The sequence below is a fragment of the Peribacillus suis genome, from assembly GCF_059384845.1.
On the sequence record NZ_CM182019.1, the window covers coordinates 3780662 to 3792835 of the forward strand.

General features: G+C 43.5%; 13 protein-coding genes. 3 read left to right on the plus strand and 10 right to left on the minus strand.

Features of this window, described 5'->3' with window-relative positions; translation table 11 throughout:
* Window position 1: 1 nt before the first annotated feature.
* From AC503W_RS18620 to AC503W_RS18645, 6 genes are all read right to left on the minus strand, one after another.
* The gene (locus tag AC503W_RS18620) at window positions 2–367 is read right to left on the minus strand and encodes a toprim domain-containing protein (protein ID WP_402990022.1); all 366 of its coding nucleotides are present in this window, start codon (window positions 365–367) and stop codon (window positions 2–4) included.
* 68 nt (window positions 368–435) lie between these two features.
* Complete coding sequence (gene gcvH, locus AC503W_RS18625; protein WP_427685718.1) at window positions 436–816, minus strand: glycine cleavage system protein GcvH; 381 nt, start codon at window positions 814–816, stop codon at window positions 436–438.
* A gap of 97 nt (window positions 817–913) precedes the next feature.
* Window positions 914–1270 (minus strand): arsenate reductase family protein, encoded by a 357-nt coding sequence (locus AC503W_RS18630; RefSeq protein WP_427685720.1) that lies wholly within the window; start codon window positions 1268–1270, stop codon window positions 914–916.
* A gap of 140 nt (window positions 1271–1410) precedes the next feature.
* Window positions 1411–3198 carry an acyl-CoA dehydrogenase FadE gene (locus AC503W_RS18635; RefSeq protein ID WP_427685722.1) on the minus strand — a complete coding sequence of 596 codons (1788 nt, stop codon included), beginning with the start codon at window positions 3196–3198 and terminating at the stop codon, window positions 1411–1413.
* An 88-nt stretch (window positions 3199–3286) separates the two neighbouring features.
* Window positions 3287–4465, minus strand: a complete 1179-nt coding sequence (locus tag AC503W_RS18640) for an acetyl-CoA C-acetyltransferase (RefSeq protein ID WP_427685723.1) — start codon at window positions 4463–4465, stop codon at window positions 3287–3289.
* A 77-nt stretch (window positions 4466–4542) separates the two neighbouring features.
* A complete protein-coding gene (locus AC503W_RS18645; protein ID WP_427685725.1) occupies window positions 4543–6927 on the minus strand; it encodes a 3-hydroxyacyl-CoA dehydrogenase/enoyl-CoA hydratase family protein in 2385 nt (794 codons plus the stop codon).
* A 210-nt stretch (window positions 6928–7137) separates the two neighbouring features.
* Here AC503W_RS18645 and AC503W_RS18650 point away from each other — a divergent pair, with 210 nt between their 5' ends.
* Window positions 7138–7269: a YuzL family protein gene (locus AC503W_RS18650; protein ID WP_427685727.1), complete on the plus strand. Its 132-nt coding sequence runs from the start codon at window positions 7138–7140 to the stop codon at window positions 7267–7269.
* A 49-nt stretch (window positions 7270–7318) separates the two neighbouring features.
* Here the strand turns inward: AC503W_RS18650 and AC503W_RS18655 are convergent, their stop codons facing one another.
* Window positions 7319–8233, minus strand: coding sequence for a proline dehydrogenase family protein (locus tag AC503W_RS18655; protein WP_427685729.1), 915 nt, complete (start codon window positions 8231–8233; stop codon window positions 7319–7321).
* Window positions 8234–8383: 150 nt separating this feature from the next.
* On the opposite strand from AC503W_RS18655, the gene AC503W_RS18660 reads away from it, so the two are divergent.
* Together AC503W_RS18660 and AC503W_RS18665 are read left to right on the plus strand one after the other, a co-directional pair.
* Complete coding sequence (locus AC503W_RS18660; RefSeq protein ID WP_427685731.1) at window positions 8384–8662, plus strand: hypothetical protein; 279 nt, start codon at window positions 8384–8386, stop codon at window positions 8660–8662.
* A 13-nt stretch (window positions 8663–8675) separates the two neighbouring features.
* Window positions 8676–9011, plus strand: coding sequence for a spore coat protein (locus tag AC503W_RS18665; RefSeq protein WP_427685733.1), 336 nt, complete (start codon window positions 8676–8678; stop codon window positions 9009–9011).
* Window positions 9012–9051: 40 nt separating this feature from the next.
* Here the strand turns inward: AC503W_RS18665 and rodA are convergent, their stop codons facing one another.
* From rodA to AC503W_RS18680, 3 genes are all read right to left on the minus strand, one after another.
* Window positions 9052–10221: a rod shape-determining protein RodA gene (rodA, locus tag AC503W_RS18670; protein WP_427685735.1), complete on the minus strand. Its 1170-nt coding sequence runs from the start codon at window positions 10219–10221 to the stop codon at window positions 9052–9054.
* Between the two features lie 151 nt (window positions 10222–10372).
* On the minus strand, window positions 10373–11254 hold the full coding sequence (locus tag AC503W_RS18675) for a metal ABC transporter permease (protein WP_427685737.1): 882 nt from the start codon (window positions 11252–11254) through the stop codon (window positions 10373–10375).
* Window positions 11251–12174 (minus strand): metal ABC transporter permease, encoded by a 924-nt coding sequence (locus AC503W_RS18680; RefSeq protein WP_427685739.1) that lies wholly within the window; start codon window positions 12172–12174, stop codon window positions 11251–11253. Before AC503W_RS18680 ends, AC503W_RS18675 begins: the two co-directional genes overlap by 4 nt.

The following is a 12174-nucleotide window of genomic DNA, read 5'->3' on the forward strand; positions in this document are numbered from 1 at the left end:
GTTACTCTTCCATCCTTTTACTTGTAAATTTAGTTTTCACTTTCATATTTGCAGTTAGTAGCACGGAAGCGATGTGATGTTCTGGGGTATCCTCGACTTCCTTGTACATCCTATCTATGTACAAATGCCTTGCTTCCGGCAGTTCCCGACGAAATTGTTTCCTTAGCTTTTCCCCTGACTCATCTGCGTCAAAAAGGATGTAAACGTCCCTGCCTATCAATTCATCCACCATTTCATCCAACTTCGTTAAAGAAATGGTGCCATTGGTACATCTGATTTCCACTTCTTCGTCCAGAACGGATGCCACTTTGCGCTTGTCTGAAAGGCCTTCAACCATAATCACTTTATCGGGTACATCCCATTCCATCTCATCACCCCGTCTCCACTCAAATTGAAAAAGAGCAGGCTTAATTAAAGCCTCCCCCCTCACCTTACTTACCCGTTTATCAGGCTATCATATTCGTTTGCACTCATCAGTTTTTCAACTTCACTGCTGTCTGATGGTTCAAGGACGATCATCCATGCTTTTTCAAACGGAGATTCATTAACGAATTCAGGATTGTCATTTAACTCTTCATTGATTTCAACGACCTTGCCGCTAATCGGAGCATAAAGTTCAGATACCGTTTTAACGGATTCTACACTGCCAAAGGGCTCGTTCGCTTTCAGTTCAGATCCAATCTCTGGAAGTTCAACAAAAACGATGTCCCCAAGTTCCGACTGAGCGAATTCAGTAATCCCTATTCGTACTGTACCCTCTTCCGTTTTGACCCATTCATGTTCTTTTGTATAACGAAGTTCTTTTGGCGTTGACATATTAATTCCCTCCATATTACAGCTTATATTTTATCTATTACATTATAAGGTAGATTCTTTGTCATGATAAGGAATTATCCAAATGTTTTGTAAAGTCTTAGCTCCAGGTCTCATCGAATTGTTCTTCTTTGAAACCTACTGTCACCTTTGAACCGTCCGTAACAATCGGCCTTTTCAAAAGCATGCCATCCGTAGCCAATATATCGAGCATCTCGTTCTCTGAAGCTTCTTTCAGTTTGTCTTTTAAACCAAGCTCGCGGTATTTTTGCCCGCTCGTATTGAAAAACTTCTTCAACTCTAATCCACTATTTTTATATAACTGTTCAATTTCTGCCCGAGAAGGGGGATTTTCCACGAGATGAATCGCTTCATATTGCAATTCATGACGGTCCAGCCACTTCTTTGCATTACGGCATGTGCCGCATTTTGGGTACCAGTATAAAGTTAAGCCCATCGTTTCACCACCTACCCTTAGAATACCCGTTTTTTTGGGGCAATACAACGAAAGACTCTCTTTGCATCTCTATGAAAATCCCACAAAAAAATAAAGGAAATACCCAAGACGGGCATTCCCTTTATTGTGGACTTTAATGCTTAAAGTGCGTATTTTTCATTTTCGATTACTTTGACGGAAGCTTCGCGTTTTTTCGCAATGACATTGATTGGGTTATGTCTAGTCAACTTGCGTAGTGAAGAAAGCATGATGCGAAGTGTATCGCCAGTTTCAACAGCAATCAACGTTTCTTTCGCATGTTGTTCGATTTCATTGAAAGCTTCTTGAACGAAGATTTCAGTGTAAAGCACTTTTTGTTGGTTCTTTTCTAGACCCGTAGTCGCGATTGCTTTTTCCGTACGTAAGACCACGGATTCAGCAGCATAGGCAAGAGATACGATATCCGCAATATTTGAAAGGATTTCTTGTTCTTGATCAAGTTTTTTACCGAATTTTTGTGCAGCAAGACCTGCAGCCAGAATGCCAATTTTCTTAGCATTTCTAACTAGCATTTTTTCTTGTGCCAATGGCTCGTCGCCTGGTTCTTCCGGCATCATCATCATTAACTCTTCTTGTAGGCCTTGAGCTTTTTGAAGAAGTGGAAGTTCACCTTTAAGGGCTTTTTTCAGGAATGTGCCTGGAACGAGCAAACGGTTAATTTCATTTGTTCCTTCAAAGATACGGTTAATACGAGAGTCACGGTACGCTTTCTCGATTTCATATTCTTGCATGAAGCCGTAACCGCCATGAAGCTGTACCCCTTCATCCGTTACATAATCCAACACTTCCGAAGCGAAGAATTTATTCAATGAACACTCGATTGCATATTCAGCAACGGCTGCTGCCATGGACTTGCCATCTTTTACTTGCTCATCAGTCAGTTTGCTTTGTCTTTGGTCATAAAGGCCGACCGTACGGTATACAGAGCTTTCTGCCGCATAAATCTTAGAAGCCATCGTCGCTAATTTTTCTTTCGTTAAGTTAAAGTCGGAAATTTTCGTTTTGAATTGTTGACGCTGATTTGTATAAGCAGCTGTCAGTTCAAGGGCGCGTTTTGAACCACCTACTGCACCGACTCCCAATTTATAACGTCCAATGTTCAAGATATTGAAGGCAATGACATGACCTTTACCAGCGACACCTAGAAGGTTCTCAACCGGAACGGCTACATCTTCAAGGATCAAAGTACGTGTAGAAGAACTCTTAATGCCCATTTTCTTTTCTTCGGCACCTGTAGAGACACCAGGATATTCACGTTCTACGATGAAAGCGGAAAACTGTTCGCCATCGATCTTAGCGTAAACACAGAATACATCTGCAAATCCTGCATTCGTGATCCATTGTTTTTCTCCATTTAAAATATAATGAGTGCCTTCTGCATTTAATTTCGCCGTCGTTTTCGCACCCAGTGCATCAGATCCCGAGCTCGGTTCAGTTAAAGCGTATGCCGCAATTTTTTCACCTGTTGCAAGTAGTGGAAGGTACTTTTGTTTTTGCTCTTCATTACCGAATAATACGATAGGTAATGAACCGATCCCTACGTGTGCACCGTGCGTAATTCCGAATCCGCCAGCTAGTGCCATTTTTTCCGTAATTAAAGCGGAGCTGATTTTATCAAGGCCAAGACCGCTATACTCTTCTGGTACGTCAGCACCTAGTAAGCCAATTTCCCCAGCATGCTTCAGCAATTTTACAGAACGGTCAAATTCATGGTTTTCAAGATGTTCAACTTGTGGAAGGACCTCATTCATTACGAAATCTTCAGAAGTTTTGGCAATCATTTTGTGCTCATCAGAATAATCCTCTGGTGTAAACACTTGATCATACGTAATATCTTCGACTAAAAATGCTCCACCTTTAATCAAGTTATCTGTTGTTTGATTGGACATGAAAATTCCTCCTATATGGTAAGTTTCATTATGGTAAGTTTCATTGAAGGCCCGGATACATGACGCACCTGCATCCGGGCAAAAGGTTCTATGCTAATAATTCGAATACTCCGGCAGCACCCATGCCGCCGCCGATACACATTGTGACGACTCCGAATTGTTGGTTCCTGCGTTTCATTTCATGAAGCAGGCTTAGGGTCAATTTGGCACCCGAACAACCAAGTGGATGACCAAGGGCAATCGCCCCTCCATTGACGTTGACAATCTCTTCGTTCAAACCAAGCTCCCGGATGATTTGAATGGATTGAGAAGCGAACGCCTCATTCAATTCGAACAAACCGATATCAGATAGCTCAAGCCCTGCAAGTTTTAATGCTTTAGGAATCGCAGCGATTGGGCCGATCCCCATGATTTCTGGCGGAACTCCCGCTACAGCAAAGGAACGGAACTTACCGATTGGCTTCATGCCTAAAGAGGAAGCTTTCTCTCCCTCCATGACCATGACGGCAGCAGCTCCATCACTTGTTTGCGATGAATTTCCTGCGGTAACGGATCCAGTTACGGAAAAGGCCGGTCTTAGCTTTTTAAGGACTTCGACCGTCGTTCCCTCACGGACACCTTCATCTTGAGTGAATTGAAATTTCTTTTCCTGTAATTTCAAATCCGGGCCTACAGAACGGAGCGTTACGTCTACCGGAACGATCTCATCAGAAAATTTTCCTTCTGCAATGGCCTTCGCCGCTCTTTGATGGCTACGTACAGCAAACGCATCTTGGTCTTCACGGGAAATCCCATATTTATTCGCTACAGCTTCTGCTGTGTGGCCCATGCCCATGTAATACTCAGGCGCCGTTTCAGCAAGATTTGCATTCGGACGGGTAACATGGCCCATCATTGGCACTAGACTCATAGATTCTGCACCACCCGCGATGACCGTATCGCTTTGGCCGAGCATGATTCTTTCCGCTCCATATGCAATGCTTTGCAAACCACTCGAACAGTAACGATTGATGGTAATGGCCGGCACCGTGTATGGCAAGCCCGCCAATGCCCCGATATTCCTTGCCATATTCAGGCCTTGCTCTGCCTCTGGCATCGCACAGCCGATGATCAAATCATCGATATTGCCTTCATAATTTCCAGCACGCTTTAACGTTTCCTTCACCACAAGAGCCCCTAAATCATCTGGACGAACGTTAGCAAGAGAACCTTTTTTTGCTCTTCCTACCGGAGTCCTTGCTCCAGCTACTATTACTGCTTCTTTCATGAGGATCCCCCTTACTTCATTTTTAAGCTATCAACCTATTGAACTTTGATTACTTGACTCTATCTTTGGACGATCAATTAGTTACGAAGTGGTTTTCCCTTAACAAGCATGTGTTGCATCCTTTGTTGTGATTTCGGTGTTGAAATCAATTTTAAGAAAGCTTGTTTTTCTAGGTCCAGGATATACTGTTCATCTACTTCTGTACCGAATGGAAGTTTCCCACCAGCCAGGACATACGCAAGCTCTTTAGCGATGACAAGGTCATGCTCGGATAGGAAGCCTGAAAGACGCATCGATTCTGCACCTAAAAGAAGTGCTGCATAACCTGTCTCACCAACCACAGGGATTTTCGTGCGGGTTGGTGCTGTGTAACCTTGGTCATACATTGAAATGACTGACTGCTTCGCATCATATAACTGATGGTCGGAATTCACACTGATTCGATCGGAAGCACCAAGGAAATTATTTTCGCGCGCCTCTTCCGCAGAAGTAGAAACCTTCGCCATGGCAACCGTTTCAAATACCCGATTCGCTACCTTCTGCAAATCAAAGTCGACGCCTTTTGGCATGCTCTTCAATGTTTTCACATAAAGCTCTTTTGTTCCGCCGCCACCAGGTATCAAGCCAACGCCAGCTTCCACTAGGCCCATATACGTTTCGGTAGTCGCCTGAATGCGCGCGGCAGGAAGGGAAACTTCTGCACCTCCGCCTAACGTCATATTGAATGGCGCTACGACGACAGGGACCGCACTATATTTAATTTTCAACATTGCTTTTTGGAATTGGCTGATTACCATATCCAATTCGAATATATTGTCATCCTGGGCTTCCATCAACATCATGGCGATATTGGCGCCTACACAGAAGTTTTTGCCTTGGTTTCCAATGACCAGGCCTTTATAATTTGCTTCGGCCTCGTCAACGGCTGCATTGATCATCTGCATGATATCAAGACCAATGGCATTGTTCGGTGACGTGAACTCCAGAAGTAAGACTCCGTCGCCAATATCAATCAAACTTGCCCCACTGTTTTTCTTGATTACGCCTTTTTGCTTCTTGATCGCTTTCAGGTTGATCACCTTTGGATTCTCAAGAAGTTCCTTGTATTCACCATTGTGGTAGTAGGAAACTACACCATTTTCTTCTTTATAGAATGAAGTGATGCCTTTATCCAGCATTTCCTTCACCCATTGAGGAACAGTGACACCTTCTTGTTCTAGGCGAGCCACTGATTTTTCGACACCAATTGCATCCCATGTTTCGAAAGGTCCAGTAGACCAACCGAAGCCCCATTTCATTGCCTGGTCAATTGCCACAATATCGTCAGCAATGTCCCCTAGCAGTTGTGCGGAATACACAAGGGCTGGATTCAACACATTCCAAAGCAGGTGGCCAGCACGGTCATCACTATAAACAAGCGCTTTCATTTTATTAGAAAGACCTTTTGCCTGTTTGGCCATTTCCATAGAAGGCGTTTTCAGTTTTTTCCGTGGTTCGTATTCAAGTGTCTCAGGATTCAGTTCAAGGATTTCCTTGCCTTTTTTCAGGAAAAATCCTTGTCCGGATTTGCTTCCAAGCCAACCGTTTTCAAGCATTTTATTCATGAAGTCAGGAATGCGGAAAACTTCCCTTTCCTCTCCTTCAACCTGGTCAAATACGTTCTTCGCAACATGTGCAAAAGTATCAAGACCCACTACATCAAGCGTACGGAATGTTGCGCTCGTCGCCCTGCCAATCAATGGACCTGTTACAGAATCCACTTCACCCACGCTGTAGCCGCCTTTTTGCATTTCACGAAGGGTAACAAGCAGCCCATACGTACCGATGCGGTTGGCGATGAAATTCGGTGTATCTTTGGCTTCGACCACGCCTTTACCAAGAACGTCTTCACCAAATTCCTTCATATATTCAAGCACTTCAGGAGCAGTGGCTTTCGTAGGAATGACTTCTAAAAGTTTCAAATAGCGTGGCGGATTGAAAAAGTGGGTTCCCAAGAAATGCTTTTGGAAATCTTCGGAACGTCCCTCGGCCATCGCCTCAATTGATATACCTGATGTATTGGAAGAAATGATGCTGCCCGGTTTACGGTATTTATCAACCTGAGCAAATACACTCTGCTTCACATCAAGTCTCTCCACGACCACTTCAATTACCCAATCCACTTCATTTAAACGGCTTATATCATCTTCCAGGTTCCCCGCTTCAATCAAGGCCAGATTGCCTTTTGCCGATAACGGAGCTGGTTTTTGTTTTAGAAGTTTAGTAATCGCAGTCTGACTTATGCGGTTACGTACTTGTTTATTTTCTAAAGTAAGACCTTTTTTCTTCTCGTCCTCCGTAAGTTCACGAGGTACAATATCCAATAATAAAGTCGGAATGCCGATGTTAGCAAGGTGTGCAGCAATCCCTGATCCCATAACTCCTGACCCTAGAACAGCAGCCTTTCGTATTTGTCGAACCAAGTTCATATCCCCCTTACACAATGTATTGAATGAATGCTCATTCATTTTTGTCTCAAAAAATTTTTGAATATTTATTCTTATTACTAATATAGAATAAAATTGGAAATTCTGCAATGATTAAACAGGAAAAATTAAATATTTTTATCGTAAAACCCCTGGTTAGTTTTCACTCTTTAGAAGAAAATAACGAACAGGAGGTGACGTATACTCATGAAGCATAAAGATAATCCTTCCAAAGGAGCCGTAAGTGCCGCAAGCGTGAAAGGGAACGCCGGTCCTGGCGGTGAACGTAACAACGGAAAGAATAAGGTGAACAGCCAGAACAATCAATATAAAAAATAGATCCCAAAGTAGGGTAGCCGTCCCTTATCCGGGCCGGCTCTTACTTCTGCTACCTTTTCCATATCCCCTTTAAGACGAATGCAACATTGGCTGGCCTCTCCGCTAGGCGGCGCATGAAGTATCCGTACCAATCCGTTCCATATGGAACATACACCCTAACCTTATACCCCTCTTTTGCTAATTCCAATTGCTTTTCATTACGGATGCCGAATAACATTTGAAATTCGAACTGATCCGTGCGGATGCCATGTTCCTTGGCGAGGTTTTTCGTATAATCAATGATTTTATCATCATGGGTCGCGACAGCCGTATAATTCCCATTCAGCAAATGCTTTTTAATGATTTTCTTGAAGTTTGCATCCACCTTCTCTTTTTCTGGAAAGGCTACTTCCCTTGGCTCTTTATAAGCTCCCTTAACCAGTCGGAGATTCGGTTGGAATGGATTCAACTCGTCAAGATCTTTCTCCGTTCGATAAAGATATGCTTGTATAACCGTTCCAAGATCATTATATTCAGCTTTTAGTTTTTTGAACACTTCTAATGTTGGCTGACAGCGCGGAAAATCTTCCATGTCCAGCGTAACGAATACCCGAGCGGCTTTCGCTTCTTCTAATATCCTTTTCATATTCTTCATGACAACATGCTCCGAGATATCCAAACCCATGGACGTCAGCTTCAAGGATAACTGGGAATCGAGACCATGCTCGGCAATGGCTCGAATCGCATCGATGCACTGGTTTGCCATCTCTTCTGCTTCCTGCTCATGATCTATGAATTCACCTAGGTAATCTATCGTCACAGATAACCCTTTTCGATTTAGTTCCGCAATGACCTTAGTCGCTTCATCCAAAGTTTCTCCGGCAACAAAGCGGGCTGCCCCAAAACGCAATCCATATCTCCGCGCAGCCTTAATTAATGGTTTATTCTTCGATAGGTAGAGAAAGAAAGTCCTCATTAGTTCCATCTGCGTTCCCTCCAAATCCGTTTGGCAAAATAGACGTCAGGGTAGGCCCTTATATCCTTCATGTATATTCAGTGTCTTGCCCTTCTCGAATATAAAATGAAAAACAGGGGAAATTAATCTCGTTCAGACCACAATGAAGGAGGTAAGATGATGGAACAACAAAACTCGATGAACAACCAGCAACAAACGACCGGCTTCATGAAACAGCCACCCGAAATGGTATCCGTAAAAGATAGCATGTACCTTACCGATATGCTTTCCTGGAACTTGATTGCGATTAAAAAGGCACACTTTTACGCGAAACAATGTAAAGATCCTCAAATCATAGATGCTTTAACCCGCTGTGGACAGATGCATCAACGTCATTACGACACCATCTTGTCCCACTTAAATCCAAGCCAACAGCAAAACCAACAACAATTCCAGTAAAGGAGGTTTCTTGATGCCTAATCAAAACAAGGTTCAAAATCCCGAATCAACCATTGCCAAGACGCCAGAAATGAATGACCGTGATTTTACAAATGACATGTTGGCAACAGAGAAGTATTTCTGTAACTCTTATTCAGTTGCCCTCCATGAGATGAGTAACCAAGCTTTATTTCAAGATATTTTCTCGGTCTCAAAAGAAACCCAGGAAATGCAACGGGAGCTTTATAACCTGATGTTCGAAAAAGGATGGTATGGCTTGGAAAAGGCACAAGCTGATAGTTTAGGCCAGTCCTACCAACAGTTCTCTGGCTATAAAGATCAATTTCCCTCTGGTTCAAAGCTTCAATAACTATAAAAAAACGCCGACCATGGTGAATGGCCGGCGTTTTTTATATATCCGTCGAAAACATGTACTTTTTATAGTGATACCTTATGCTGAATATCAAGCCCATGGCCATCATATTCCCCATGAGCGAGCTTCCCCCATAGCTGATGAACGGAAGCGGAATCCCGGTGATCGGTAATACGCCGACCGTCATTCCGATATTTTGGAACACGTGAAACGTTAACATGCTGATGATGCCCACGCAAATATATGTATAGAAATTATTTCGCGTTTCCATGCCGGTTTTTGTAATATGGTACACCAATAAGAAGAACAAGGAGATAATGATACTGGAACCGATGAAGCCGAATTCTTCCCCGATGATACTAAAGATGAAATCCGAATGACTTTCCGGTAAATATACTTCCCTTGACCCTATGCCCTTGCCCGTGGTCTGCCCCGACCCTATGGCTAGCAAGGATTTCGTCAAATGATACCCTTCCGAACTTGCATAGTTATAAGGATCCAGCCATGAATAAATACGGCCGAACTGATACGTTTTCACACCTATTTTCTCAAGCAATTCCGGATGCCAGAGTACGAAATACATGACGGTGGAAATGGCAACGATACCGGCTGTCACGATTGGAAGCAGGATCTTCCATGAAATCCCAGAAATGAAGATCATTCCGATCATGATTGACATTAAAACAAGCGATGTACCTAAATCCGGCTGTTGCATGATTAACAGCAACGGAGCTCCCGTAACAAGACCAATTTTAACAAGGAGCCAGAGATCGGTTTGAATCGTTTTCAACGTATTCTTAAGATGATGATTCGAAATGACATTCGCCAAGGCCAAAATGAGAAAAACCTTCATGAATTCCGAGGGCTGTATCGATCCAAGTGGTTTAATGATGAACCAACTTTTCGCACCATTACGGACGGGCGCGATGGAATCCGGCATGACAAGCAATAATAACAATAGCAATAATCCGAACCCATATGCATACCAAGATATCTTCTTCAACTGATCTGAATCCAGCGTAATGATTCCGAGAACAATCCCGACTCCTACCGCATACCAAAATATTTGTTTTATTAAGAAGTTTTCTTCATATTGTCCAGTAGTCTGCGCACTGTATATGGCCAAACAACTACCAATACATAACAACAATAATATCGTGACCAAAGAAAAATCTATTCGCGATGAAAATTTATTTTGTTCTTCCATAATGAACTCTCCCTTAAAAAGGTTCCTGCTTCTTTAAATTACACTTACTCATTATACTTTAAACAAAGAAAATCACAACTATATCTAAGGATAGTTTGATGGCAAAAAGGCCACATGAAGTGAAAATCATGCAGCCTCTAAGTGGAATGTACTATAAATGGGTTTCCCTTGCCCTTCTTCGTTTTATAAACCTAGTGGCCACCCCGTTGATCGGTGAAAAAAGGAAAGCCAAGCCGAATAAGAAAGCGGCTGAACCAACCATGCACCCTGAGATGGAAGCATCAAGAAAAGTTGCTGAATAATACCCAATGACCGAGCTCAAGATCCCGACCCCGATGCTGACGACAATCATCCAACTTAATCGGTCCGAAAGCAAATAGGCCGTTGCAGCAGGTATAATGAGCATCCCCACCACCAAAATCGAACCGACACTATCAAACGACGCCACAGTTGTCATCGAAACGAGACCCATCAGTAAATAGTGAAAAAATATAACCGGTATGCCCATCGCTGCAGCAAGTGCGGGATCGAAGGAAACCAGCTTAAATTGCTTGAAGAATAGGAAAAGTAAGAGAAGATTGATCATGAAACAACTTCCTACAATCCAAACGGCCCTTGGCCCTGCCTCAACCCCACCGATTGACATCATATTCCATGGGGTATATGCAATTTCGCCATACAGGACATGATCCAGATCAAAATCGATTTGCTGTGTATACAAACTGACCAATACAATCCCTACTGCGAATAGGGAAGTGAACACGATGCCTATCGCTGCGTCGGATTGAACCCCGGATGTTTGGAATAGCTGGATCAAGAATACAGTAAGTAAACCGAGTGCTGCAGCCCCAATCAGCATGGGAATCGAATCACGTGACCCCGTTATTAAAAACGCCAATACGATGCCGGGTAAAACCGAGTGACTGATGGCATCGCCAATCAAGGTCATCTTCCTTACTATTAAAAAACACCCCAGTACACTGCAGGAACTCGCTACAAGCGCCCCGACTAAGATAATCCAAAAATCGTTCATGCTGAATGGCTTCCTTTCCTTTTTTCCTGTTCATGTACATAAATCTTTTTTGCCGAAATCCTTCTCCACGTCTTGGAGATGACTCCACGTTTAGGGGCAAAAAGCATGGAGAGGAAAAACCAGACCGTGGCCGATAAAACAATCAAGGGGCCTGTTGGCAGGTTATTGACCGACGTGCTGATGACTGTTCCGGACACCCCGCTCAGCAACCCGAAAATTCCAGAGAGGATGACCATGATATGCAGGCGCTCCGTCCAGTACCTGGCAGAAACGGCGGGCGTAATCAGCAAGGATGCCATCAATACGACCCCTACCGCCTGAATGCCGATGACGACAGCCGCCACTATCAGCATCATGATGAAATAGTCGAGGAATACGACCGGTAAACCCATCCCTTTGGCAAATCCAGAATCGAAGGACAATAGCTTAAATTCCTTGAAAAATAACGTACAAGTGAAAATGAGTATAAAGGAAACGGCCATCATCATATACACATCCGACATCACCATCGATGCCGTTTGCCCGAACAGAAAAGTGTCCAGTCCACTTTGGTTTCCATATTCACTCTGCTGGATTTGGGTGAGCAATACGATTCCCAATCCAAAGAATGATGTCAATATGATGCCTAGTGCCGCATCCTGTTTGATTTTACTGTATCTCGTCAGTATGCTAATCAGGAAAACCGCCACTAAACCTGCAATGGCCGCTCCGATGAGGAAGAAGGAGGTCGATTTCACACCTGTTAGTATGAAAGCGACGCAAATCCCAGGCAATGCCGCATGAGCGAGCGTGTCACCCAGTAAGGATTGTTTTCTCAAGTAAGCAAAACTTCCAATGACACCACTGCTAAGGCCGAGGAACATGGTGCCTAGCAATATCCATCTTGTATTGGGGTCCGCCAGTATATCCAGTACGTTCAT

Coding starts and splice junctions, on each gene's coding strand:
- AC503W_RS18620 (WP_402990022.1), bottom strand. CDS start 367: ATGGAATGGGATGTACCCGATAAAGTGATTATGGTTGAAGGCCTTTCA.
- gcvH (WP_427685718.1), bottom strand. CDS start 816: ATGTCAACGCCAAAAGAACTTCGTTATACAAAAGAACATGAATGGGTC.
- AC503W_RS18630 (WP_427685720.1), bottom strand. CDS start 1,270: ATGGGCTTAACTTTATACTGGTACCCAAAATGCGGCACATGCCGTAAT.
- AC503W_RS18635 (WP_427685722.1), bottom strand. CDS start 3,198: ATGTCCAATCAAACAACAGATAACTTGATTAAAGGTGGAGCATTTTTA.
- AC503W_RS18640 (WP_427685723.1), bottom strand. CDS start 4,465: ATGAAAGAAGCAGTAATAGTAGCTGGAGCAAGGACTCCGGTAGGAAGA.
- AC503W_RS18650 (WP_427685727.1), top strand. CDS start 7,138: ATGAAGCATAAAGATAATCCTTCCAAAGGAGCCGTAAGTGCCGCAAGC.
- AC503W_RS18655 (WP_427685729.1), bottom strand. CDS start 8,233: ATGGAACTAATGAGGACTTTCTTTCTCTACCTATCGAAGAATAAACCA.
- AC503W_RS18660 (WP_427685731.1), top strand. CDS start 8,384: ATGGAACAACAAAACTCGATGAACAACCAGCAACAAACGACCGGCTTC.
- AC503W_RS18665 (WP_427685733.1), top strand. CDS start 8,676: ATGCCTAATCAAAACAAGGTTCAAAATCCCGAATCAACCATTGCCAAG.
- rodA (WP_427685735.1), bottom strand. CDS start 10,221: ATGGAAGAACAAAATAAATTTTCATCGCGAATAGATTTTTCTTTGGTC.
- AC503W_RS18675 (WP_427685737.1), bottom strand. CDS start 11,254: ATGAACGATTTTTGGATTATCTTAGTCGGGGCGCTTGTAGCGAGTTCC.
- AC503W_RS18680 (WP_427685739.1), bottom strand. CDS start 12,174: ATGAACGTACTGGATATACTGGCGGACCCCAATACAAGATGGATATTG.